At 56.7% G+C, this 25125-nt stretch carries 15 protein-coding genes and 2 pseudogenes; 12 read left to right on the top strand and 5 right to left on the bottom strand.

All coding sequences use genetic code 11. The annotated features are described in order from the left end of the window. The first annotated feature begins 108 nt into the window (after positions 1-108). From CJF39_RS12895 to CJF39_RS12885, 3 genes are all read left to right on the top strand, one after another. Complete coding sequence (locus CJF39_RS12895) at positions 109-1728, top strand: FMN-binding glutamate synthase family protein (protein WP_094993768.1); 1620 nt, start codon at positions 109-111, stop codon at positions 1726-1728. A gap of 209 nt (positions 1729-1937) precedes the next feature. After that, the gene (locus CJF39_RS12890; protein ID WP_094993767.1) at positions 1938-6962 is read left to right on the top strand and encodes a dermonecrotic toxin domain-containing protein; all 5025 of its coding nucleotides are present in this window, start codon (positions 1938-1940) and stop codon (positions 6960-6962) included. 174 nt (positions 6963-7136) lie between these two features. Then, positions 7137-8243 (top strand): OpgC domain-containing protein, encoded by a 1107-nt coding sequence (locus CJF39_RS12885; RefSeq protein ID WP_169963190.1) that lies wholly within the window; start codon positions 7137-7139, stop codon positions 8241-8243. Positions 8244-8296: 53 nt separating this feature from the next. Here the strand turns inward: CJF39_RS12885 and CJF39_RS12880 are convergent, their stop codons facing one another. Beyond that, positions 8297-9727 carry an amino acid permease gene (locus CJF39_RS12880; RefSeq protein WP_094993765.1) on the bottom strand — a complete coding sequence of 477 codons (1431 nt, stop codon included), beginning with the start codon at positions 9725-9727 and terminating at the stop codon, positions 8297-8299. Positions 9728-10096: 369 nt separating this feature from the next. On the opposite strand from CJF39_RS12880, the gene CJF39_RS12875 reads away from it, so the two are divergent. From CJF39_RS12875 to CJF39_RS12865, 3 genes are all read left to right on the top strand, one after another. Next, positions 10097-13195, top strand: coding sequence for a transglycosylase domain-containing protein (locus CJF39_RS12875; RefSeq protein ID WP_094993764.1), 3099 nt, complete (start codon positions 10097-10099; stop codon positions 13193-13195). A gap of 132 nt (positions 13196-13327) precedes the next feature. Then, positions 13328-13903 carry a PadR family transcriptional regulator gene (locus tag CJF39_RS12870; RefSeq protein WP_094993763.1) on the top strand — a complete coding sequence of 192 codons (576 nt, stop codon included), beginning with the start codon at positions 13328-13330 and terminating at the stop codon, positions 13901-13903. After that, positions 13900-14685 (top strand): siderophore-interacting protein, encoded by a 786-nt coding sequence (locus CJF39_RS12865; RefSeq protein WP_094993762.1) that lies wholly within the window; start codon positions 13900-13902, stop codon positions 14683-14685. Before CJF39_RS12870 ends, CJF39_RS12865 begins: the two co-directional genes overlap by 4 nt. A 57-nt stretch (positions 14686-14742) precedes the next feature. Here CJF39_RS12865 and CJF39_RS12860 read toward each other — a convergent pair whose 3' ends face one another. Next, complete coding sequence (locus CJF39_RS12860) at positions 14743-15390, bottom strand: Pr6Pr family membrane protein (protein WP_094993761.1); 648 nt, start codon at positions 15388-15390, stop codon at positions 14743-14745. A 7-nt stretch (positions 15391-15397) separates the two neighbouring features. Beyond that, on the bottom strand, positions 15398-15628 hold the full coding sequence (locus CJF39_RS12855; RefSeq protein ID WP_094993760.1) for a VF530 family DNA-binding protein: 231 nt from the start codon (positions 15626-15628) through the stop codon (positions 15398-15400). Positions 15629-15850: 222 nt separating this feature from the next. On the opposite strand from CJF39_RS12855, the gene CJF39_RS12850 reads away from it, so the two are divergent. The 6 genes and pseudogenes from CJF39_RS12850 to CJF39_RS12825 all read left to right on the top strand — a co-directional run bounded on the left by CJF39_RS12850 (position 15851) and on the right by CJF39_RS12825 (position 24302). Continuing rightward, positions 15851-17887, top strand: a complete 2037-nt coding sequence (locus tag CJF39_RS12850) for a TonB-dependent receptor (protein WP_094993759.1) — start codon at positions 15851-15853, stop codon at positions 17885-17887. A gap of 448 nt (positions 17888-18335) precedes the next feature. After that, positions 18336-19718: a carbohydrate porin gene (locus CJF39_RS12845; protein ID WP_169963184.1), complete on the top strand. Its 1383-nt coding sequence runs from the start codon at positions 18336-18338 to the stop codon at positions 19716-19718. Between the two features lie 138 nt (positions 19719-19856). Continuing rightward, positions 19857-22286, top strand: a complete 2430-nt coding sequence (locus CJF39_RS12840; RefSeq protein WP_094993758.1) for a glucose/quinate/shikimate family membrane-bound PQQ-dependent dehydrogenase — start codon at positions 19857-19859, stop codon at positions 22284-22286. A 450-nt stretch (positions 22287-22736) separates the two neighbouring features. Continuing rightward, a pseudogene (locus CJF39_RS12835) lies at positions 22737-22919 on the top strand (IS5/IS1182 family transposase); the annotation flags it as partial. A 181-nt stretch (positions 22920-23100) separates the two neighbouring features. Beyond that, positions 23101-23598: an Hcp family type VI secretion system effector gene (locus tag CJF39_RS12830; RefSeq protein WP_094993757.1), complete on the top strand. Its 498-nt coding sequence runs from the start codon at positions 23101-23103 to the stop codon at positions 23596-23598. Then, positions 23595-24302 (top strand): DUF4225 domain-containing protein, encoded by a 708-nt coding sequence (locus CJF39_RS12825; RefSeq protein WP_094993756.1) that lies wholly within the window; start codon positions 23595-23597, stop codon positions 24300-24302. The genes CJF39_RS12830 and CJF39_RS12825 overlap by 4 nt, the downstream gene beginning before the upstream one ends. Before the next feature lie 251 nt (positions 24303-24553). Here the strand turns inward: CJF39_RS12825 and CJF39_RS12815 are convergent, their stop codons facing one another. Together CJF39_RS12815 and CJF39_RS12810 are read right to left on the bottom strand one after the other, a co-directional pair. Continuing rightward, a complete protein-coding gene (locus tag CJF39_RS12815; protein WP_094993754.1) occupies positions 24554-24742 on the bottom strand; it encodes a hypothetical protein in 189 nt (62 codons plus the stop codon). 159 nt (positions 24743-24901) lie between these two features. Next, positions 24902-25090 (bottom strand): annotated as a pseudogene (locus tag CJF39_RS12810) (transposase); the annotation flags it as partial. Positions 25091-25125: the final 35 nt, after the last annotated feature.

Raw genomic sequence — 25125 nt, 5'->3', positions numbered from 1 at the left:
GCTAAAGAGAGGGTCCTAACCACACCGTGAGTCTCCCGCTCGTGTTCTGCGCGAGCCCTTCAGGCGCAATGGCCTGACTGAACAAATAAGCCTGAAACAGGAAACCGTATGAGCCTGTCACTGTTGAGCCGTTATGCGTTTTTTGCCTTTTGCGTGATTTTCACCCTCGCCAGCCTGCCGTTTATGCACCACGAGTGGTTGTGGCCGTTCACCGCGGTCACCCTGGTGTTGAGCCTGATCGGTATTTTCGATCTGCTGCAAACACCCCACGCCGTGCGTCGTAATTACCCGATTCTGGGCAATATCCGCTACATGGTGGAAACCATCCGCCCGGAGATTCGCCAGTATTTGCTGGAGTCCGACAGCGACGCGCTGCCCTTCTCCCGCGCCCAACGCTCGCTGGTCTACTCCCGCGCCAAGAATGAAAGCGCCGACAAACCGTTCGGCACACTGATTGACGTGTACCAGTCAGGCTTCGAATTCATCGGTCATTCCATGCGTCCCGCGCCGCTGAGCGACCCGGCCAGTTTTCGGGTGATGGTCGGCGGCCCGCAGTGCACCCAGCCTTACTCAGCATCGGTGTTCAACATTTCGGCCATGAGTTTTGGCTCCCTTAGCGCTAACGCGATCCGCGCGCTGAACCAGGGCGCAAAACTGGGCAACTTCGCCCATGACACCGGCGAAGGCAGCATCAGCCCCTACCACCGGGAAAATGGCGGCGACCTGACCTGGGAACTGGGCAGCGGCTATTTCGGTTGCCGCACCGCCGATGGCCGCTTCGACCCGGAACGTTTCGCCGTCCAGGCGCAAAACCCGCAAGTGCGCATGATTGAAATCAAGATGAGCCAGGGCGCCAAACCCGGCCATGGCGGGATTCTGCCCAAAGACAAAGTCACCCAGGAAATCGCGGAAACACGCGGCATCATGATGGGCGAAGACTGCATTTCACCGTCGCGCCACAGTGCATTTTCAACCCCCCTTGAGCTGATGCACTGGATTGCACAACTGCGCGCGTTGTCCGGTGGCAAACCGGTGGGCTTTAAATTCTGCCTGGGCCATCCATGGGAGTTCATGGGCATCGCCAAGGCCATGCTCGAAACCGGCATCCTGCCAGACTTTATCGTGATCGACGGTAAAGAAGGCGGGACGGGCGCAGCCCCGGTGGAGTTCACCGACCACATGGGCGCGCCGATGCGTGAAGGGCTGCTGTTCGTGCACAACACACTGGTGGGGTTGAACCTGCGCAACAAGATCAAACTGGGCGCCAGCGGCAAAATCGTCAGCGCCTTCGACATCGCCAGCGTTCTGGCCATCGGCGCTGACTGGGCCAACTCCGCACGAGGGTTTATGTTCGCCATCGGCTGCATTCAGTCCCAGTCGTGCCACACCAACAGATGCCCGACCGGGGTTGCTACCCAAGACCCTTTGCGTCAGCGCGCACTGGTGGTGCCCGATAAGGCGCAACGGGTGTTCCACTTCCACCGCAACACACTCAAAGGCCTGGCGGAGATGCTGGCAGCTGCCGGCCTAGAGCATCCCTCCCAGCTCCAGGCCAAGCACTTGGTTCGCCGGGTATCGGCAACCGAGGTGAAACTGTTCTCCCAATTACATGTGTTCCTCAAACCCGGTGAACTGCTGACCGGCGAAGTCAACGGCGAGTTTTATTCGCGCATGTGGCAAATGGCGCGAGCCGACAGTTTTGAACCCAACGTGATCGCGGCGGCCTAAACTGACTCGCATTGCGCCGGGAGAAATAAAGACATTCTCCCGGCGCATTTAACCCCTTTAACTTTTTTTATAAAACCGGGTATTAAATAACTATACCTTCAGCGCAAAAATAGCGTCGAAGCGTAACTTGCCCCATCAACTATTTAACCTTTTTAGCCCCCCGCAAACTTTCTAAACTTGACGTCTCCCCCCCGACTGGACGTTAACGCATGCCCTCTTACTTGCCTTCACCCGCCTCCGAACTTGCTCCCGACTTACCGATTCTCGGCATCCATCACGACCTCATTAAAGAGGCCGTGCATGAGCCAATACGCCAAGCGCCGCATCAAATTATTTCCCGCCTGCCTCATCATCAACTGGAACTTCCACTCTGGTTTACCGACGCCACCGATGCTCAGCGTGATGCCCTCAAAGAAATTCACGCCCTTAATAATCTGTCGCTGGCAGCGGTCAATAATTACTTGAACGACATCCGCTCGGTTAACGAATTCGCCGCACCGTTATTAACCGCCGCCTTGCACGCCCGGTTCGGTATTGCGTGCGATGTCGAACACAACATCATCACCCAAACCAGCCTTAACTTTTTCACCCAGGAAGTTGAAAGCACCGCGACGCAAACCTTACTGCAAGCGGCTTTGCATAATTTTGATGACAGTCAGGCCCAGCCCGCCGGCATGCCCAGAGGCTCTCACCTGTGGAGTCATCAATCCGGGGGCTATGATCAACCGGCGCCCAGGTTGATTGAGATCGAACCCGTGGATTTTGCCCGCCTGTGTCGGGACCTGGATATCGGAGGGCAATACCAAACGCATTTAAACGGAATTTTCAGCCCCGTCGATACGGCGGCAAAGCATCAACTGCTGTACACCTTTGAACGTCACGAACGCCACACGTTGATACTGCAATCGCAAATTGCATTGATGAAAGGCGATATCAGCGCCAGCACGCACACGCTGTTGTTAGCGTATTGCCGGGGCGAAGAAAACCTTTTATTTAACGGATTTCCGCTGACGTGCAACGCCTTGCACATGGACGATATTCTTTTTCCGTCAATGATTTTGTCCCACGGCTCTGCGCTTGAACGTGACCGGCGGTGCATTCTTTATATTCCAGGGGACCCGGTCAGTTGTATTAAAGAGTACGACTCCATCCGTCTGGCATCTTCAGACTGGATGCGCAAGATGCAAGATCCCACCTATCGCCAATTCTTTATTCACCTCGTCCCTCAACGCCAAAAATTGCAACTGACTAAACGGTTGAACGCACGCTTTGTCGATAAGAACAATGACCCGCTGGAAATGACGCCTAACCCGATACAGGACAATCTGTTTCGCTACCTGTTTGAACAAAAGAAATTCCAGATCATCAATGACGCACGTTTTCTGGCTGTGCCCACCGCGGAAATTAACCGCCTCTCGCTCCTCAAGCGCATCGAGCATTACTTCGACGTCAGCCTGAATGTATTGAACGTGGCTGCCCTGTTTATTCCCGGGCTTGGGGAAATCATGACCGTCGTGTTTGCCGCGCAAATCATGACGGACATCTATCACGGCATTGAGGCTTGGGAACAGGGCGATCAGGCGCTGGCCTGGTCCTATACCCGCAGTGTGCTGATCAATGTGGCATTCATCGCCGCTGCCGGAAAGCTGGCCAAAGAATTCACGGCCCCCCCGGCCATTGAGAAATCGCCGCTTGTGGAAGAGCTGGAGATCCTTGAACGGCCAGAGGGCAAGAGGCAGTTGTGGAAGCCGGACCTCGCCCCCTTTGAACACGATGTGCCCCCGGAGGCCGCTGACAAAGCGGATGAACGCGGGCTTTATAGGCATCAGGGCAAACAGTACCTGCAACTCGAAGGCAAGCACTACCGAGTGCATCACGAAGCCCATCATGCCTACCGCGTGCTACACCCCACCCGCCCCAATGCCTACCCCCCGCTGATCACATCAAACGGTCAAGGGGCATGGACCCACGAATTTGAGGAAATCGAGGCTTGGGAGACGTCGACTTTTGTTCGTCGCCTAGACGCCTCACTTCAAAACTTGAGTGATGGACAGGCACTGAATTTTTTAAACGCTTCCGGCACCGATGAGTCAGTCCTGCGGCAGGCGTTCGTCGATCAGCAACCTCCCCCGGCTCTGCTAGGTGACTGTGTGCAACGATACAACGCACGCGCAAAGCTCAAAGCGTTCGTGACAAAAATGCGTGCCGGCGATGTGACAGCCGATCCTTTGATGCAAATCCAGGTGCTGGCGCATGCTGACCTGTGGCCATCAACCAAGATCCTGCGCTGCGTCGACAGTGCGGGGAAAACCCTTATCGAGTACGGGCCGGTCAAGGCAGGCCATGTATCGGTTGTTCAAGTGCTCGACAGCCAGGTGCGCCGCGGGGAGTTGTTCAAGACGGTGCTGATGTCCCTGGACACCGCGCAAATACGTCAGTGGATTGGAACCGATCCTCTTACCGGTACGTTTGTCTCGGACATCGACGAGCAGGTCAGGCTGTTGAGTGCCAAGGTGGCCGATCACGCCGAGGTGCTGCAAGAAGATCTGCTGCGCGCGCAATACGACCAATCTCAGGCGAGCGATGATCCCCTGATAAAAACCCTGACTCATGCATCGCCCGGTCTACCGGTATCGGCCGCCAGCGAAATGATCGGTGCTGCCACGACCTCTGAAATCGAGCAACTGACGCAAGGGCGTATCCCCTTACGGTTAAAAGAAGAATCGACGATTTTTGAACAGGAAAATCGCTTGATGCGCGCGTACGAAGGGTACTACTTCGATGATGCCCTCTCGCTGGACTCACAGAAACTGATCCTGCACAGCCTGGCGGACATGCCGGGCTGGCCGCAAGACGTCAGGCTGGAGGTGCATGACAGCGTGCTGTCCGGCCCCCTGATCGATGAAATTGGCGCCCCCGATGCCACGGTTCGCAAAGTACTGGTCAAACAAGGCAACCGTTACGAGACCTACAACGGCCAGGATCAAATGCTGCATCCGCTGGATGATGTCTACGCATCCGTTCTGCACGCCTTGCCGGACGCGCAAAGAGCCGCACTGGGTTTTCCAGCGACCAATCAGGGCCAAATGCTCAAACAAGCCCTCAAACAACGCCCGCCCCTGTCACGCGCCACACTCAGACGCCTCTTGGGGATGCCCCCGGAACAGCCGCACGCGCACTCCCCGCTTCGCCTGGCAAAGGGGCGCGCCGGGTATCCGCGCCGTGACACAGAGGGCCTGCGTTGTGCGCGCGCCCCGTTTGCCTGTATCTCCACCCATCCTCGAAGGATCAGGCACCTGAAGTCCAAGTTGTACCCGGCGCACAGCACGGAAGAGGTTCAAGGCTTTATCGGTGTTGATAGCCTGTTCAGCCGCGAAGGGTTGAGCCGACTTGAAGCCCTGAACAAGGAGTTCAAGGGGCTGAAAATGAGCCTTGAAGAATGGCAAAGGGAACCCTTGGAGTTTGTGCAGTTCAGCGAACACCACATCCGTCCGGTGCATCTGCGGGACAAAAATATTTTTGCGCAACGTTTAATCAAATGCTGGCAGCGAATCCCCGAGCCAGATGTCCCGATTCCGGGGTCCCGTCTCAATATCAGCAGTGTTCAGCTCGGCAGACTGCCAACCCTTGATGCCGATTTCAGCCATGTCACCTCGCTGGAAGCGAACCACCTGTTTTTGGGCTCGCACTTTGAGACGTTTTTGAAGCGGTTTCCCAAATTGCGAACACTTTCCATGGAATCGGCCAACCTGCGAGAACTGCCCTCGACAGTGTTTAACTTGCAGGAACTGACTGAACTCAAATTGCATATGAACAAGCTGACACTCACCCAAGCGAGCGCCAGCAAACTGGCCAGTCTCAAAAACCTCAGGGTGCTGGACCTCAGCCACAACAAACTCAACCTCGCGCCTGACTTCAGCCAGATGACCGAGCTGCGCAGCCTGAACTTGAGTCAAAATCGACTGACCCAGTGGCCTGCCGGTGTAGACAACCTACCGCACTTGACCCATCTCGACCTGCGCGCCAACCGGCTCGTTACCGTACCTGATGCGTACTTCCAACTGCCGGCAAGCAGGCTGAGTTCCACCTCTTTGCATGACAATCCACTGGAATTGCGAACCCTGGAGGCCGTCAATGAGCTCAGAATAAGGCTCGGGCTTGCTTTGGAGTCACGTACCCATGTGCCTGACGCACCGCACCCTGGTGGTCTATGGTTGAGCCAGGAGTTGCCCGCCGCCGAACTCAGCTTGAAACGTGACCTGTGGGAAGCCTTGAGTGCAGAGCCACACGCCGAAAACTTCTTCAAAGTCATTCGAGACCTGGTCGCCAGTGCGGACTTCGAACATGACCGGGCACTGTTGACCGATCGCGTGTGGCGCGTCCTCGAAACCGCAGCAGAAGACAGTGAGTACCGCGCAACGGTGTTTGCACATGCGATCGAAAACGAAACCTGTGTCGACCGTGTTGCAACTATTTTCAGCCGTTTTGGCTACCGAGTGCTGCTGCGCGAAGCATTGCTGGCTGAAGGGGCTGAAAGGGAACTTAAATTACTCAAATTGATGAAAAGTGAAGTTCGCCTGATTGAACTCAATGACATCGCTGAAACCCAGATTGCCTTGCAACAAGAGGCCTATGACACCGCGTTGCGCGAAGGCGTAATGCCCATGTCGGACGTTAGCCGGCTCAAACCCGATCCCCTGCAGGTGAAACTGATTTATCAAGTGGACTTGGCAAAACGGCTTGAGTTGCTATGGCAGCCTGCCCACATGAAATTCAGGATCAGCGCAAAAATCACGCCGGTTCAAATCGAGGAGGCGTATCACATCATCCTCAATAAAGAAGCCACCCCAGGCTTCATGGCCAAACAGCTTCTGGCGCAGGAGCCGTGGCGAAACCATATCGAATCGGCCTACAAGGGCAACATCAAGACCACCAATGCATTGTTCGATCAGCGCTATCTGGACCTTGAAACCCTGCGTGAAACTCATACGCTGTGGGTCGCCGCCGTGGAAGCCGGGGATCAAGCCGAGGTGTCGAGCCTGGAAAGCGAGCTCAACGCGCTGTCACAAACGCTGGTAATCGATGAAAGCAAGGTATTCACGCAAACCACGGCGTTTGAAGATCTTTACAGCAGGGAACTCACCGCGTTGGCCAACAACAAAGCCAAAACCCTGGAAGTCATCACCCAAGGCATCCTGGATAAAAAACCGCTGGAGACGATCCTCGAAGAATGACCGGATGCCAAGCCCTGTGTGCCGCCCATACGCGTAATGATTGGCCACAATACGTCCTGTCAAAGCTTTGCATTTACCGTGGTTTCCCTTCACCCTGCGCGCCGCCGTTGTGCGGCGCGCAACCTCTGCCGTATAGGCAGGTCTTTTTATAACCTTTGTCTGAGAACTGCCGTGATGACGACCGGACGCGACCACCGCATCGATTTCTTCCGCGGGCTGGCGCTGATTTTTATTTTCTGGGATCACATTCCGCACAATCCGCTGGCCGAATTAACCGTGCGCAACTTCGGCTTCAGCGATGCCGCGGAAATTTTTGTCTTTCTGGCGGGGTACGCCGCCGTACTGGCCTACGGCAAGATTGCACAACGTGATGGCTTTGTTCGGGCCGGGATCAAAATCCTGCGCCGCGCCTGGGTGCTGTACGTGGTTCACATTTTTTTGCTGGCGGTGCTGATGGGCATTGTGTTCTTCGCCAACAGCCACGTCGAAACCCGCGATCTGGTGCAAGAAATGGGCTTGCAGTACTTCTTGAGCAACCCGCAACAGGCGCTCACCGATGAACTGTTATTGCGCTTCAAACCCAACCTGATGGACCCGTTGCCCCTTTACATTCTGCTGTTACTGGGTTTACCGCTGGTGTTGCCACTGCTACTGCGCAGGTGCGCCCTGGTGGTGGGTATTTCGTTTCTGGTGTACCTCACGGCCCCTTACTGGAACTTGGCGGCACAAGAAGGCGGCGTGTGGTTTTTCAACCCGCTGGCCTGGCAGTTTCTGTTTGTACTGGGGGGCGCGGCGTCCCTGTGGGCGCAACGCGACAAGGTGCCTGATAGTCGTCCCCTGACACGTCAACCGCTGTTCATGGGCGCTGCGCTGTACCTGTTGTTGACCGGGCTGCTGGCGTTGTCCTGGAAATGGCCTCAGCTACACGATGCCATCATCCCGCTGTGGCTGGGCGAGTACCTCTATCCGATCAGCAAGACCAACCTGTCCCCGGTGCGTTTAGTGCACTTTCTGGCACTGGCGTATGTGGCGGCAAAACTGGTCCCCCACAGCCATTGGCTCAACCTCTGGGTGGCACGCCAAACCTGTCGAATGGGGCGCTATTCGCTGGAAGTGTTTTGTCTGGGGGTAGTGCTGGCGCCGCTGGCTGACATGCTCAATGCACTGGGCGGTGACACGCTGGCGATCAAACTGATCAGCGCCGTGATGGGCGTGGGGGTGATGGTGCTACTGGCAGCGTGGCTGGACTGGAACAAGCGGTTGAATGCCCCTGCAACATGACAGTGCCGCAGCGAGGTCACTCGCTGCGGCACGTTGTACTACGGGGTTAGCGATCAGCTTTTTTTAAGCTGCGCACCCTGGTTCGACTCGCTCACTTGAGTCGGCTGCAACTTGAACACGTAAAACAGCACGGTCAGCAGGATCAAGAAAGCAGGGCCAACAAACAGCGCCACGCGGGTTTCTTCGAAGTACGCCATCAGCCCGACCACCAACAACAAGAACGCCAGCGCAGCATAGGAGCTGTACGGGTACAGCCACATGCGGTATTTCAGGCCAGCGGCTTCTTCCGGGCTCAGGTTTTTGCGAAAGCGCAATTGTGCCAACAGGATCATCAACCAGGTCCAGATCGCACCGAAGGTGGCAATGGCGGTTACCCACACAAAGACTTTTTCCGGGGCCAGGTAGTTAAGGACCACGCCCAGCAGCAACATCGCAATCGACAGCAGCAACGCCTGACGCGGCACGCCGTTTTTGGAGGTTGTACCGAAGTTGGCCGGTGCCTGACCATTTTGCGCCAGGCTGTAGAGCATGCGACCGGTGCTGAAAATGCCACCGTTGCAAGACGACAACGCCGCCGTGATGACCACGAAGTTGATGATCCCGGCGGCAGTTTTGATGCCCAGACGCTCAAAGGTCATCACAAACGGGCTGCCCTGAGTGCCGATTTCGTTCCACGGGTAGATCGACAGGATCACGAACAACGCGCCGACGTAGAACAGCAAAATACGCCAGAACACCGAACCAATCGCGCTCGGGATGGTTTTTTGCGGGTTCTTGGCTTCACCGGCGGTCAGGCCGATCATCTCAACGCCCAGGTACGCAAACATCACCATCTGCAGGGACATCAGCACGCCCTGCACACCATTGGGCATGAAGCCGCCGTGGGTCCACAGGTTAGAAATACCCAGCGCGACGCCATCGTTGCCAAAACCGAAGGCGATGATCCCGATGCCGCCAAGCACCATCGCAATGATGGTCACAATCTTGATCAGGGCAAACCAGAACTCGAACTCACCAAACGCCTTGACCGCGATCAGGTTGATCGAGCCCATGCTGATCAGCGCGGCAAGCGCCCAGATCCAACGCGGGACATCCGGGAACCAGATCCCCATGTACACCGCCACTGCAGTGATTTCCGCGACGCAGGTCACCAGCCACAGGAACCAGTAGTTCCAGCCGGTCAAAAAGCCCGCCAGCGGGCCCAGATAATCTTGTGCGTAGCGGCTGAACGAACCGGCTACCGGGTTGTGCACGGCCATTTCGCCGAGCGCACGCATGATCACCAGAATGGCCAAGCCACCGATGATGTAGGACAGCATGATGGCAGGCCCTGCCATTTCAATTGCCTTGGCCGAGCCCAGGAAAAGGCCTACGCCGATACAGGCGCCAAGCGCCATCAAGCGAATATGACGTTCGCCCAGTTCACGCTTGAGCGGACCGCCCTGAGCGGTGTCGCTGTGGGGCTGGTGGTTGCCGACTGGCATAAAAGTACAACCTCATATTGTTATTGGATGTGGCATCAATCGGGCGCTCTACCAAGCCGGGCGTGTGACCCGGCTCCCCTCTTGATCGGCCCGGACCTCGTGGGTCGACAGGTCAAAAGGGAAATGCCCTACTGAGATCGGCGGCGAGTATTGCACAGCGTTGGTGCACAGTCATGCCCCTACCTAGGACGTATTTACCTGACTTGAAGGCTCTATCCCTATGCTTTCAGGCAAATTATCTGACAGACGGAAGTGCGGCGCGTGTCGGAAAACCAGAGTAAAGAACGGCGCACAAAGTGCTCGCCTCTTTGGGGCAGCGTCTACGCTTGATTCAAGCGCAGCCAAAATGCGTAGGTGGATCGGTCGACTATGGGCGCACTGTGGCATTCAAACTCCAGCAAACTCGCAGTGCCTGAAACGGCAGTGGAAGACCTCCCGTCCCCGCCGCCCAGGTCGCGCGGGCGGCGTTATGGCTGGATGTTGTTTGGCCTGCTGCTGTTGATCGCGCTGGGGGTGCTGGGAGTTGCCGTGGAGAAGGAAGTCCGTACTTCAAGGCTACAAGCGCAGGAATTCAGTCGCTTTGCCGCAGCCCTGAACTACTCGATACACGCAGGCGCCAGCGATTCCATGCTGTATCCCGGCGCAGGACCGTTCGACAAGCGTTTGGGCTACAGCTCGCTGGGCGACTTTTTGCCGCGCCTGTTAAAACGCGACTACGTAATTGCAGAGCAAACTCGTTTCTCGCCAGCGCTATTGAGCTACAGCAAAAAAGGGTTTTTCGTCCCCTACTCAGAAAAGATTCAGGCCGGACTGTCTATCACGGACTGCTCGGGGGCGCCGCTGTACCACTACAACTACCCGCAGCAGCTTTATTCCAACTTCGCCAGCATCCCGCCCGTGGTGGTGCAGAGTTTGCTGTTCATTGAAAACCGCGACTTGCTCGACCCCGCAAAGCCGCTGGCCAACCCGGCGGTGGACTGGCCGCGCTTTGCCATGGCTGCGTGGTCACAGGTGGCAAAAATACTTTATTTACCCGGTCAGTCGGCAGGGGGCAGCACGTTGGCCACCCAGCTTGAGAAATACCGGCATTCCCCCGATGGCCTCACTGTATCTGGCAGTGAAAAACTGCGGCAGATGATTTCTGCCAGCGTGCGCGCGTACCAAGACGGCCCCGATACCCTGCAGGCACGCGAGACAATTGTGCGCGACTACCTCAACAGTGTGCCCTTGTCGGCTGTACCGGGGCATGGCGAGGTTCACGGCATGGCCGAAGGCTTGCGCGTCTGGTACGGCGCGGACTTCAATCAGGTCAATCAGCACCTGGCAAGCACCGCCAGCGATCCGCAAAGCCTTGCGCAGCGCGGGTTGGCGTTACGCGAAGTGCTGTCACTGATGATTGCCCAGCGCCGCCCTTCGCATTACCTGGCCAAAGGCCGCGACGAGTTGGCGGTGCTGACGGACAGCCATATCCGCCTGCTGGCCCAAAACAAGGTGATCGATCCCGCGCTGACGACCGCCGCGCTGGCCAGCCGTGTGACATACCGTGACTGGAACGCCGCGCCGACGATCCAGCCGATCGAAACCAACAAAGGCATCAGCGTGGCCCGCGGTCGTTTGTCGGCCCTGCTCCAACGCCCTTTGTACGACCTTGACCGCCTCGACTTGTCTGCCACCAGCACCTTGCAATACGACTTGCAGCGCCAGGTCAGTGAATACCTGCGCAAATTGGCCGATCCCGCCTTTGCCGGCCAATTGGGGCTGCTGGGCGAGCGCTTGCTCACCCCCAGCAGCACGGCGCAGGTGCGTTACAGCTTCACCTTGTTTGAACTCACGCCCGATGGCGCCCGTGCCCGGGTACAAACCGACAACACAGATCAACCATTCGACATCAATGAAGGCAGCAAACTGGAGCTGGGCTCGACCGCCAAACTGCGGGTGCTGACCACTTACCTGCAAATCATTGCCGAATTGCATGCGCGTTACGGCGGCCAGTCCAGCGCCAATCTGAAAAAAGTTCAGGTCGAAGATCAAGACCGCTTGAGTCGCTGGGCGCTGGATTATCTGATCCGCGACCCTGACGCGAGCCTTGCCAGCATGCTCGATGCAGCGCTCAACCGTACCTATTCGGCAAACCCGGGCGAGCGGTTTTTCACTGGCGGCGGCATGCATCACTTCAACAACTTTCGCAATCAGGACAACGGCCGCAACCCGACCCTGCGCGACGCCATTCGCGAGTCCATCAACCTGCCGTTTGTACGGTTGATGCGCGATGTGGTGCGTTACACGACGTATCAGGCGCCGAGCAACAGCGCAGAACTGCTCAAGGACGACCTAAACCCCCGTCGGCAGGAATACCTGGCACGCTTCGCAGACCGTGAAGGCACCACCTATATGCTCAAGTTCTGGAAAAAATACAAAGGCAAGGACACCCAGGCGCGCCTCGATACCTTTCTGGACAGCATGCACCCGACGCCGATTCGCATGGCGGCGGTGCACCGTTATCTGTTTCCTCATGCCGATCAGGCGACCTTCAACAGTTTCGTCCGTTCGCATTTACGCACTGACAAGGTGCCTGACGAGCGTCTGACCACGCTGTATCAAAGCTACGGTCCCGGCGCTTATGACCTGCCGGATCAAGGCTACATCGCCAAGGTGCACCCGCTGGACCTGTGGCTGATGGGCTATTTGCTGAACAACCCGCAAGCCACGTTTCAACAGGCCGTAGCCGCCAGCCAGTTCGAGCGTCAGGAGGTTTACAGCTGGCTGTTCAAAAGCCGACACAAGAGCGCGCGGGACAGCCGGATCCGCACGATGCTGGAGATCGAAGCGTTCCTTGATATCCATCAACGCTGGCAGAAAGTCGGTTACCCGTTTGATCACTTGGTGCCTTCGCTGGCGACCGCGCTGGGCAGCTCAGGGGATCGCCCGGCAGCGCTCTCCGAGCTGATGGGGATTATCTTGAACGATGGCGTGCGTTTGCCGGTGTTGCGTATCGATACGTTGCATTTCGCCGCTGGCACACCCTATGAAACCCGCTTGGTCAATGACCCGGACAAGGGCGAACGGGTAATGCCCAGTGAAGTGGCCACCGCGCTGCGCGAGGCCCTTTCGCAGGTGGTGGACGCCGGTACGGCACGCCGTGTGTCGGGCAGCTTTAAACAACCCGACGGCAGTGTGCTGGCCATGGGCGGCAAAACCGGCACTGGCGATAACCGCATTGAAAGCATGGGGGCTGGCGGGCGGCTTATCAGTTCCAAGTCGATCAACCGCACAGCGACGTTTGTGTTCTACATCGGCGAACAACACTTTGGCACCCTGACCGCATTTGTGCCGGGCCGCTCGGCCGAAGCCTTCAAATTCACTTCCGCGTTGCCAGTGCAAGTGCTCAAAGGCATGGCGCCCATCCTCACTCCCTACCTACAACCCGCCACCCACACGTTATGTAATTCGCCCACCGCGCAACTGTAGCCCCTGCCAAGCACCAGTGAGTGAAAAAAGCCCTCCGTGCATTTGAGAACTATTACCGTTCATCACTTCATCTTGAACAGTCTTAAGATATATCTTAAGTTGTATCTAACTTATACAAAGAGCGAAGAGAAAATGAGAGAACACCATCACCCCCGAGAGCATGGCGTGCACGCGGATGGTTTCGAGAAGCGCCCCGGCCGTGAACGCGGTGGCCGGGGGCCTCGCGTATTTGCACCGGGCGACCTGAAACTGCTGTTGCTGGCCCTGATCGCCGAACAGCCTTGCCACGGGTATGACCTGATCCGCCAGATCGAAACCCTGTTCGATGGCGCGTACAGCCCAAGCCCCGGCGTGATTTATCCGACCCTTACGTTCCTTGAAGAAAGCGAGATGATTGAGGGCGATACCGAAGGCGGCAAAAAACGGTATTGCATCACCGACGCGGGTCGCCAGTCGTTGACCGAACAGGCGATTGCCCTGGAAGGCGTGCGGATGCGCATTGAAGTGAGTAAACGCTCGTTGCGTGGCCATGACCGGCCGCAAGAAATCCACGAGGCCGTTCACAACCTGCGCCATGCCCTGCAAATGCACCACGGTCGTTGGAATCCGGAAGAAATCCTGCGTGTGCGCGACCTGCTCAATAGCACCGCCAAAGCCATTGTCGATGGCACCGTAACTGCACGGCCTGCGCAGGAGAATGCTCAATGAGTGCCGTAACCGCCCAGACCATTCACCGCGTCATGCATGAAATTAAACGCCGAAAACTGGACGTACTGCGTGTCGTCGAGCTTACCCCACGCATGCGCCGCATCACCCTAGGCGGGCCTGAGCTGGCCGGGTTTATCAGTTTGGGCAGCGATGACCACGTGAAGCTGTTCTTCCCGCAAAACGCCGAAGAACAAGCCGCACTGGAAAGCCTTGAACTGAGCGCAGGCCTGAAAAGCCAGGCCATGCCGCCGATGCGTGATTACACGCCGCGTCGCGTTGATCTGAAGGCACTCGAACTGGACATTGATTTCGTGCTGCATGGCGATGGCCCTGCGTCCACTTGGGCGGCGCAGGCCCAACCCGGTCACACCCTGCACATCGGTGGCCCGCGCGGTTCGATGGTGGTGCCGGACATGTTCGACAGTTACCTGCTGATCGGGGACGAAACGGCCCTTCCCGCCATCGCCCGCCGCTTGGAAGAGCTGCCGGCCAACCGCCGTGCCACTGTGGTGATCGACATCGAAAATGCCGCAGAAGAGCAACCGCTCAACAGCGCGGCGACCGTCGAAGTGATTTGGGTGCACCGCGATGAGCCCGGGGAAGAATTGCTCAGTACGGTCGCGCAATTGAAAATGCCTGAAGGCCAGTTGTATGCATGGGTGGCGACCGAAAGCGCACTGTCGCGCAAGGTACGCAAAGTGTTGCTCGATACCCATGGGCTGGAGGAGGCGTGGATAAAGGCCGCAGGCTACTGGCGGCTGGAGACCGGTGCCGAAGAATGAGTGACCTGGCCGATTGCTGGCTCAGCCAGAGGGCCATGATTACCCGCTGCTCAGCCCTTACTTCCAGCGATCCAGCCCCACCACGATGACCGCCACGGCGATAAAGCCTGCCAATATGCCGCTGGCATTCATGATCGTCAGCGCATAACCCAGCTTGTCGACATCGACAAACGGATACGGGTAGACCCCTAACAGATGCCCGCGTAACAGGATGTAGCCGAAATACACGATCGGGTACAGCACCCACAGACCGATGTGCCGGATACGCAGCGCGCCCTTGGGCACGCACCACCACCAATACAACGCGTACAACACCGGCATCACATCGTGCAGCAGTTCATTGGCCAGCCATTGCAGCCCCTCGGGTTGCCAGAGATTGCGCAACAACAGGCTATAGGCCCCGCCCACAACAATGATGCTCACGCATATCCCGCTGCTGACCTTGGGTTGCAGGAAGAACCGCCTGCCAGCTGATTCACGCCGCGTGGCTTCGCAGGTCAACACCACAGCAGCCAGGGTGTTGGTGAGGATGGTGAAAAAGCCGAAGTAATTGACTAACCCGCCCAACACGCTGGCGCCTGACGTCCAGCGCGCCAGCAGAATCAGATCGAGTTGAATCGCCAAGCCGCTCCAGCCGAGGATCGCCAGCCAGGTGCACAGCGTGCGGACCGTTGCTGCGCTCAATTTCACCGGGCGAGACGTCATGAGGGCGTCAAATATCGCGCTTGGTGCGGGCGTATTTCACATACAGCTTCTCGACCTTTTCCCGCGCCCAAGGGGTCTTGCGCAGGAAAGTCAGGCTCGACTTGATGCTCGGGTCACTCTTGAAGCAGCGAATATCAATGCGCTGCGCCAGCCCGTCCCACGTGTAGTGCGCCACCAGCGCGGTCAGGATCTGCTCCAGCGTCACGCCGTGCAGGGGATCGTTGTTGGGTTCAGTCATGCCGAGCCTTAAGTAAGCAAATGTAGGAAAGCCGCGCACCTTAGCCGAGCGCTGGCTCAGGGGGAAGTGCGCGTGCCTTGGCGCAGTTTAGCCCTGAGTGGGCATCTGGGATGAAAGTTCCCCATGGTTACAATTAAAGAGATGTTATATTGTAACTATTGATATCCCTAAAGAGCATACGCCTCGCCCGATTTCCCTGCCCACTTTGCCAAGGAACTTGCAATGCCGTCCCCCGTTTTCCCACGACATTTCCGCCGTTTACCCCTTACCCCGTTAGCCGCCGCCCTCTTCATCACCTCTCCCGTCTACGCACTGGAACTGCAACCCCAAGTGATTACCGGCAACCCGCTGGGCAGCCGCCAACTGGCGTCACCCACCAGCGTGCTGGAAAGTGACGACCTGACCCTGCAACAGCAAGGCAGCCTGGGAGAAACCCTGAACAAGCAACCCGGCGTGTCGTCGTCCTACTTTGGGCCGGGCGCCAGCCGCCCGATCATTCGCGGCCTGGATGGCGACCGTATTCGCATTCTGCGCAATGGCGTGGGCGCGCTGGACGCTTCGTCGCTGTCCTACGACCACGCCGTGCCACTGGACCCGGTCAATGTCGAACGGATTGAAACAGTGCGCGGCCCCGCCGCCCTGCTATACGGCGGCAATGCCATGGGTGGCGTGGTCAACACCTTCGACAATCGCATCCCGACACAAGCCATAGAGGGCATTCAGGGTGCCGGGGAACTGCGCTATGGCGGCGCCGCCACGACCCGCAGCAGCGCCGGCAAACTCGAAGCCGGTAATGGCACTTTCGCCCTGCATCTGGACGCCAATGCGCGGGCGTTCAATGACTTGAGAATCCCCGGCGATGCTCGCAGCCGTCATGCACCGCAAAGCGAAAGCGGCGACGAAAAGAAAGGCCGTTTGGGCAATAGCAATGGCCGACAAGATGGCGGCGCAGTCGGCGGTTCCTACACCTGGAACGACGGATACGCGGGCCTGTCCTACAGCAACTACGACGCCAATTACGGTTCACCGGCTGAGCAGGACGTGCGCATTCGCATGAAACAGGACCACTACGCCTTCGCGTCAGAACTGCGCAACCTGCAAGGCCCCTTCAGTTCGCTGAAATTCAACGCGGGCTACACCGACTATGAGCACCGTGAAATTGAAGACGGCGAAGTCGGCACCACCTTTAAAAACAAGGGGTATGAGGCGCGTATGGAGGCAAGACACATGCCCCTTGGCTCACTCAATGGGGTAGTCGGCGCACAGTTCAATCGAAACGCGTTTTCCGCCTTGGGCGAAGAAGCGTTTGTCCCGCACACCGACACCACCAGTGGCGCGCTGTTTATTCTCGAAGAGTTTCAGGCCACCGACCGCCTCACATTCAGCCTGGGCGGGCGACTGGAGCACACCGTGGTTGACCCGGACGCCAAAGGCAATGAGCGCTTCGAGGCAACGGACAGCTCAAAAAGCTTCACCGCCGGCAGCGTGTCTTCCGGTGCGCTGTTGAGCCTCACCCCGGTCTGGTCGCTTGCAGCTACGCTGGGCTACACCGAGCGCGCCCCGACGTTCTATGAGCTGTTCGCCAACGGGGCACACGTGGCCACTGGAACCTATGAAGTGGGGAGCGCGAACCTGTCGAAAGAAAAAGCTGTCTCCAGCGACCTGGCACTGCGTTTTGACACTGGCACCCACACCGGCAGCGTTGGCGTGTTCTACAGCCACTTCTCCAATTACATCGGCCTTCTGGGCACAGGTCGCACGCTCAATGACGAAGGCGTACCCGACGCCGATGGCATTCCCGAATACATCTATTCCGGGGTTCGCGCACGTTTCACCGGATTTGAAGCGAAAGATCACTGGAAGCTAGGCGAAAGCGCCTACGGTAAGTTCGCTCTGGAACTGGCTGGCGATTACACCCGCGCCACCAACCTCGACACGGGCCAAGCCCTGCCCCGGATTGCCCCCTTGCGCTTGCGCAGCGGCGTCCTCTGGGAGCTGAACCGCTGGCAGGCGCGAGTGGACGTCGAACACGCCAGCAATCAGGGGCGCGTCCCGGACAACGAGTCTGGCACCGACGGCTACACCACGTTGGGCGCCAGCGCCGGTTATCACTTTGAGGTGGGCAACAGCCAATGGCTGGCGTTCGTCAAAGGCGAGAACCTGACCAACCAGACCGTGCGTTACGCCAGTTCGATTCTGCGAGACATCGCGCCAGCCCCCGGCCGCAGTATTGAAGTCGGCTTGCGCACGACGTTTTAAGGCATCAATCCGGACGCACGGCTGCAGGTTAAACCCTCAGTTGTGCGGTTTGCTCAACGTGCGGCTACGCCTCGATTCGAGTCTTTCTAGCGAAGGGGAAACACCGTTCACGCACGAAAAAAGGCCTCAAACCTTCATTTCGCCGCCGTGCGTGGAAGATCGACGAAGATTTTTTTCTAGCCGGACAGGTTGCGACGGGGGACCGACGAAGGCCAGTAAATACTGGGCGAAACAGCCTGAGACGATCGGTCGCAGCACACTGTTACCAATTACGAAATGATCCATGTCATTTAAAGTGCTGTTTCAAAACGTTACAGCACTTTATCATTCCATTTTTAGAGGCTGAACCGATTCATTCCGCCTCAAAATCTTGAAGGGCTAGCACCGTCTCCACCAGACAGCGCTACCACAGCCACAGCCATACCTATAAAGACTCACACCTCAACCTATGTCCAAATTTTTGATGTTGCGCAAACACAGTGCGTTGTTTCCTATTGCCGGGCAAAAAGCCCTGAACCTGATGGGCGGACTCACCGCTCTCGGTCTGGCGACCTGCGTTCAGGCGGCCCCCGCCTTCGACAGCGATTCCAAATGGATGCTCGGCGACTGGAACGGCACCCGCAGCGAGCTTGAGCAAAAAGGCTATGCCTTCTCCCTCGATTACGTGGGCGAAGTGGGTTCCAACCTGCACGGCGGCTATGACCACGACCGTACGGCGCGCTACAGCGATCAGTTCGGCCTGGGCACGCACTTGGACCTGCAAAAGATTTTGGGGTGGGACGATGCTGAGTTCCAGCTGACGATTACCCACCGCAGCGGCAACAACATCAGCAACGACCGCATCAACGACCCGCGCGTGGGCGGCTTCACGTCGGCTCAGGAAGTCTGGGGCCGCGGTCAGACCACTCGCCTGACGCAGATGTGGTACCAGCAAAAATTCTTTGACCAGAAGCTCGACATCAAAGTCGGCCGCTTTGGTCAGGGCGAAGACTTCAACAGCTTCCCGTGCGACTTCCAGAACCTCGCGTTTTGCGGTTCGCAAGTCGGCAACTGGGCTGGCAGCATCTGGTACAACTGGCCTGTCAGCCAGTGGGCGTTGCGCGTCAAATATCACCTGACGCCCGAGCTGTATGCGCAGGTTGGCGCTTACGAACAGAACCCGTCCAACCTGGATCGCGGCAATGGTTTCAAGCTCAGCGGCAGCGGCACCCAAGGCGCAGTGTTGCCGGTTGAATTGGTGTGGACGCCAAAAATCAATGGCCTGCCGGGGGAATACCGTGCCGGTTACTACTACAGTAGTGCCAAGGCAACCGATGTTTACAAAGATGCCAATGGCCAACCTGCCGCCCTGAGCGGTGAAGCCTACCGCAGCAGTTCGAGCAAGCACGGCATGTGGCTGGGTGTGCAGCAGCAACTCACCAGCCGCGCCAGCGATCAGTCGAGGGGCTTGAGTGTGTTCGCCAATGCCACTGTGCACGACAAGAAGACCAACCCTATCGACAACTATGTCCAGGCGGGCATCGTCTACAAAGGCGTATTCGATTCACGCGCCAAAGACGATATCGGCTTTGCCGTGGCACGGGTTCACGTCAACCCGGCGTATCGCAAGAACGCCCAGGCGACCAATCAGGCTCGCGCTGTCTACGATTTCGACAACGCCGATTACCTGCCCCCTCAGGACACTGAATACAGCGCCGAACTCTACTACGGCGTGCACGTGACCAACTGGCTGACCGTTCGGCCGAACCTGCAATACATCCGTCACCCGGGCGGCGTCAGCCATCTGGACGACGCGCTGATTGGCGGGTTGAAGATACAAAGCTCGTTCTGATCCAAGAACGGACTAACGCAACGAGCACGAAGCTTGAAGCTGACTCACAAGGACTTATTTCACTGATTCATACCCGCGTCGCGCCCTGCTCTGCAGGGCCCGCGCGGGGACACTATCAACGTAACGGAGAACCACACTATGAGCACTGAAGGTGCTTCAAGTCGTAGCCGCCTGTTACCGACGTTGCTCGGTATCCTGCTGCTGCTAATGGGCCTGGCCATGCTGGTCGGGGGTATCAAGCTGGTCACGCTGGGCGGGTCGATGTACTACCTGCTGGCGGGTATCGGCTTTGGTCTGTCGGGCGCATTGCTGATGGCGGGACGCCGCGCGGCGCTTGGCTTGTATGCAGTGGTGCTGTTCGCCAGCACGGTGTGGGCACTGATGGAAGTGGGCCTGGACTGGTGGCAGTTGGTACCGCGTCTGGCCCTGTGGTTTGCGATCGGTATCGTATTGCTGCTGCCTTGGTTCCGTCGTCCGTTGACCGGCGGCCAATCGGCCCCTGTCACGACCGGCGCGCTGAGCGTTGCTGTCGTGCTGGCCGGTCTGGCAGCATTGGCCAGCCAGTTCACCAGCCCTGGCGAAATCAAGGGCGAACTGGACCGCGATGCCGTTCCAGGCATGACCAACACTGCACCGGCCATGCCGGACGGTGACTGGCAGTCCTACGGGCGCACCGCCCATGGCGACCGCTACTCGCCGCTGAAAGAAATCACCCCGGAAAACGCCCACAAGCTGGTTCCAGCGTGGACCTTCCGCACCGGTGACATTCCAGGCGAAGGCGATCCGGGCGAAACAACGGCCGAGAACACCCCGCTGAAAGTCAACGGCATGCTGTATGTGTGCACCCCGCACAGCCAGGTGATTGCCCTTGACCCGGATACCGGTAAGGAAATCTGGCGTTTCGATCCGAAGATCAGCACTCAGAACGCTGAAAACTTCAAGGGTTGGGCCCACATGACTTGCCGTGGCGTGAGCTATCACGACGAGGCGGCCTATGCCAAAGCCAGCACCGAGCAGAGCGCTGCCGAGCCAGCGGTTGAAGCAGCCACTGCCACTGCCAGCAACTCGTGCCCGCGTCGCCTGTTCCTGCCGACCGCCGACACCCGTCTGATCGCCCTGAACGCTGACACCGGTAAAGTGTGTGAAGAGTTCGGTGACCACGGTTCTGTCGACCTGCGCCACAACATCGGCAGCTTTGCACCGGGTGGTTACTACTCCACTTCGCCACCTGCCGTGACCAAAGATCTGGTCGTGATTGGCGGCCACGTGACCGATAACATCTCGACTGACGAGCCATCGGGCGTGATCCGTGCGTACGACGTACGTACCGGCAAACTGGTGTGGAACTGGGACAGCGGCAATCCGGACGACACCACGCCGATTGCAGAAGGTAAGCACTACACCCGCAACTCGCCAAACATGTGGTCGATGTTCGCGGTCGATGAAAACCTCGGCATGCTGTACCTGCCGATGGGCAACCAAATGCCCGACCAATATGGCGGCGACCGTACCGAAGACTCCGAGCGTTACAGCGCTGGCGTGACTGCGCTGGACATCAACACCGGTAAAGTTCGTTGGTATCGTCAGTTCACTCACCATGACCTGTGGGACATGGACGTGGGCGGTCAGCCAACCCTGATGGACCTGAAAACTGCCGATGGCGTGAAACCGGCCCTGCTGGCGTCCACCAAACAAGGCAGCATCTACGTTGTTGACCGTCGCACCGGCGAAGACATCGTACCGATCCGTGAACTGCCGGCTCCGGGCGGCGCTGTTGAAGGCGACCACACCGCACCGACCCAGCCACGTTCGGACCTGAACATGATTCCGCCGGAACTGACCGAGCGCGACATGTGGGGCGTAACACCGTTTGACCAAATGCTGTGCCGGATCAACTTCAAGTCCCTGCGTTACGATGGCATGTACACCCCGCCATCGCTGCAAGGTTCGATCGTTTACCCCGGCAACTTCGGTGTATTCGACTGGGGCGGCATCTCGGTTGACCCAGTACGTCAAATTGCTTTCCTGAACCCGAGCTACATGGCCTTCACTTCCAAACTGGTTCCTCAGGCGGACGTGGCGGCAATGGGCCCTCGTAAAGGCGAAACATCCGGTGTACAACCGAACAAAGGCGCACCTTACGGTGTGATCCTGGAACCTCTGTTGTCCCCTGTCGGCCTGCCTTGCCAGGCACCCGCGTGGGGTTACGTTGCTGCGGTCGACCTGACCAACAACAACGTGATCTGGAAACACAAAAACGGCACCGTGCGTGACAGCTCGCCGGTACCGATTCCATTGTCGATGGGCGTTCCAAGCCTGGGCGGGACCTTCACCACTGCCGGTGGCGTAGCCTTCCTGAGCGGTACCCTCGACCAATACCTGCGTGCCTACGACGTCCGTAACGGCAAGCAGCTGTGGGAAGGTCGCCTGCCAGCAGGCGGTCAGGCCACCCCGATGACCTACACCGGCAAAGACGGCACGCAATACGTCGTCGTCATGGCGGGCGGTCACGGCGGCCTGGGCACCAAAAAAGGTGACTACATCATGGCGTTCAAACTGGCCGACTAAGTAACACGGCTCGTTGAAAGAGAAGCGGCTATCGAGAGATAGCCGCTTTTTTTATGGGTAAACACCGCCACGTGCTCTGAGCGACACATTTATTAATTGATCTTAATGGTGCTCCGCCTCGCTCTATATGCCGCGCTAAAGACGCTAGCCGAGGCATACGCCAAGCCAATTCATAGCATTGGCATGCGATATATCACTGCTTTTAGGGGAAGTGGATTTGCCGTTTAGGTGACTTGCGACGTACTCAACTGCATGCAGCTAAGTACACGCAGGAAAAATACCCATCGCCACAATCTAGGCTCTGTACGAAATCAGCTGAAACCAATTTGAATTCCGCGGGCGTTGAGATTCAGTAAAGTCCGCGACCATCAAAGGCAGGAGCCCATGATGGCCAAACGGTACGAACTACCCGACGCAGCCTGGGATTTGGTTGCAGATATCTTCTATGAGCCACGCCGTAGCGGGCGCCCCAAATACCGGTAGCGCAACATCATCGAGCGCATGATCGGATGGTTGAAAGAGAACCGCCGCATCGTTACGCGTTTCGACAAGCTCCCGAAAAGTTTTGCGGCGATGGTCTCATTGGCCTGTGCCATGCGGTGTTTGCGGCATTACTTTTCGTACAGAGCCTAAGGCAAATCGGCTTTGCGCCAGAGTCGATCTGGTTCGCGAACAACCTCAGCTGTGATTGCGGCAGGAGGGGGTTAATAGGAATTAAATAATTTCAAGGATACTAAACTTAACATTTAGGAATCATCCTACAGCAAGCTGGTCACGACTGTCATATGATGATTAGTAATACAGGGGGTATTAAATGGCCAACCATGGATACATGTCTATTACAGGAAAAAAACAAGGCCTAATCTCTTCGGGCTGCTCTAGTCAAGATTCCATCGGCAATAAATGTCAGATCGGCCACTTTGATGAAATCATGGTATTGGCTTACTCGCACGACATGGTTGCGGGGAGCGATGGAACAGTTACAGGTGGTCGTGGGCAACACAGGCCTGTTGTTATAACTAAAAATATTGACAAGTCCTCTCCGCTGATTTTCGGCGCTTTGCATGATGGTGAAGAAGTTGAATGCGTAATTGACTTTTATCGCACTTCACCAATAGGGAGTCAGGAAAAATACTTTGTTGTTCGTTTATCCGGCGCACGAATTGCGTACATAAACTTTCAAGTACCGCATGTGATCAATATGTCGGAAGGTCAGCCGCAAGAAGTCGTCGCGATTCGCTATCGGGATATTACGTGGACACACGTTGGGGCCGGCACCAGCGCGCACAGCTCATGGAATAATGATGTATGAGCGACCAACAGTGCGACATCCATGATGTCACGAAAGCAGCCTCTGACCTGATGTCGTTGGGCTGCACGACGAGCGCTACTTACCTTGATAGCATCATGCAGCTGAAGTTCAGCTCGATTATTGCGAACTACGTAAACGAACTCATTCGCGAAGTTAATGACGGCGTTATTAGTGCCTGGGACGGGATGCAGGAACTGATCAAAGAATATGACGAGCTAGCCAATAAAGCGTGGTTTTATGCCAAAAATAATGCAGGGATTGCCGGTGGATTCATGCAATTCAAAACAGGCATTGAATCTGCTGTTATCACAAGAGGTTTTAGCCTCCCTTATAGCGGACCGATGATTGCGCACGGACTTAATAATATATACGAAGGCGGAATGAATATTTATAACAGCACCAATAACACTGCAGGACCAGTTAAGGAATTCTACAGGGAAATATTTAGAAGCGACTATTATGGAGATATGACATATTATTCTTTTGACTTAGCGCTAGCTGGAGTGGGGCCTGGGAGAAAAGTCCAAAAAGAAAATACATTTAAGCTATTTAAAAACATCCCAGAAGATTATGAGCGAGCTTACAAGCAAACAGGGAAAATCGCTCTAACATTAGAAGCTTTTGTTGATGCAATAAACATACAATCAATACACACATTAAAAACAGAGCACCATCCTAAAGATGGTGCTGATGGTCAGCACTAAAGCTGCACTCATCAGAAAATTCCTCTTAATCAGGGGATAGCATGAATTAATCCTACTACGCATATGACAGTATAAGTCACAGCAGCTGTGGCGTAGAGAGCGCTATCAGACAATATGAAAAGCCTCTCAATCACCCAAAGTACAATCATAGTATTTAAACCTGCCGACCCTAAAACCAGCGGTGTTACTACTGTGTAATACCGAATATCTTCCATTTTCATAAAAAAACTTTAGATGTATTTAGTTACGACTTATTTGTAATAAATTCTCAACCCCCACCATGGCCGCACCGTGTTGCTCCAGCCTATTTCGATTTCATCAGTTAGCTCATCAGGTTCACGCTCAATTAAACGCAAAGCCTGCCTAAGTTTAGCTACTTTTCTTGTAATAGCCTTAAGGATGGTCTGAAGTAGGCCGTTATCTTTCGACTGCTGAGCCATAGGTGCTTTCAATAAACGGCAGCCGTTCAAAACCGATCAAGTCTGCCACCTCTTCCATCCAAGTTTGCCGCTGAACGCTCCTCGCAGCAACTATCTCCCTCATTACGGACGCACCTCTCCTGCGCTGGAGAGTAAATATCGACGCGCCATCCAAAGGCTCTACAGGACGAACAGCGTCATCCTCTGAGCAGTGTTTTTCACCAAGCCTCGGAAACGCACTTTCGTATAACCAAACTCACGCTTGATCACTCGAAATGGATGCTCAACCTTGTAGGTACTGCGCAGGGATGTAATCTGCCAGATGACGTGGCGCCCAGCATGCTCTTCGCGCTTCTCGACACCGGTATACCGGCATGGACTCTGGAAAGTTAATGCCGCCACGA

The sequence above is a fragment of the Pseudomonas lundensis genome, assembly GCF_002269125.1.
GTDB lineage: Bacteria > Pseudomonadota > Gammaproteobacteria > Pseudomonadales > Pseudomonadaceae > Aquipseudomonas > Aquipseudomonas lundensis_A.
Note: the sequence above shows the minus strand (reverse complement) of the source record. Positions and strands in the feature narration are given on the sequence as shown.

Bases quoted from the DNA above. Each gene is read 5' to 3' on its own strand.
- CJF39_RS12830 (WP_094993757.1), top strand. From the start codon at position 23,101: ATGGCCAACCATGGATACATGTCTATTACAGGAAAAAAACAAGGCCTA.
- CJF39_RS12840 (WP_094993758.1), top strand. From the start codon at position 19,857: ATGAGCACTGAAGGTGCTTCAAGTCGTAGCCGCCTGTTACCGACGTTG.
- CJF39_RS12895 (WP_094993768.1), top strand. From the start codon at position 109: ATGAGCCTGTCACTGTTGAGCCGTTATGCGTTTTTTGCCTTTTGCGTG.
- CJF39_RS12890 (WP_094993767.1), top strand. From the start codon at position 1,938: ATGCCCTCTTACTTGCCTTCACCCGCCTCCGAACTTGCTCCCGACTTA.
- CJF39_RS12880 (WP_094993765.1), bottom strand. From the start codon at position 9,727: ATGCCAGTCGGCAACCACCAGCCCCACAGCGACACCGCTCAGGGCGGT.
- CJF39_RS12855 (WP_094993760.1), bottom strand. From the start codon at position 15,628: ATGACTGAACCCAACAACGATCCCCTGCACGGCGTGACGCTGGAGCAG.
- CJF39_RS12885 (WP_169963190.1), top strand. From the start codon at position 7,137: ATGACGACCGGACGCGACCACCGCATCGATTTCTTCCGCGGGCTGGCG.
- CJF39_RS12845 (WP_169963184.1), top strand. From the start codon at position 18,336: ATGTCCAAATTTTTGATGTTGCGCAAACACAGTGCGTTGTTTCCTATT.
- CJF39_RS12815 (WP_094993754.1), bottom strand. From the start codon at position 24,742: ATGGCTCAGCAGTCGAAAGATAACGGCCTACTTCAGACCATCCTTAAG.
- CJF39_RS12860 (WP_094993761.1), bottom strand. From the start codon at position 15,390: ATGACGTCTCGCCCGGTGAAATTGAGCGCAGCAACGGTCCGCACGCTG.
- CJF39_RS12870 (WP_094993763.1), top strand. From the start codon at position 13,328: ATGAGAGAACACCATCACCCCCGAGAGCATGGCGTGCACGCGGATGGT.
- CJF39_RS12850 (WP_094993759.1), top strand. From the start codon at position 15,851: ATGCCGTCCCCCGTTTTCCCACGACATTTCCGCCGTTTACCCCTTACC.
- CJF39_RS12865 (WP_094993762.1), top strand. From the start codon at position 13,900: ATGAGTGCCGTAACCGCCCAGACCATTCACCGCGTCATGCATGAAATT.
- CJF39_RS12825 (WP_094993756.1), top strand. From the start codon at position 23,595: ATGAGCGACCAACAGTGCGACATCCATGATGTCACGAAAGCAGCCTCT.
- CJF39_RS12875 (WP_094993764.1), top strand. From the start codon at position 10,097: ATGGGCGCACTGTGGCATTCAAACTCCAGCAAACTCGCAGTGCCTGAA.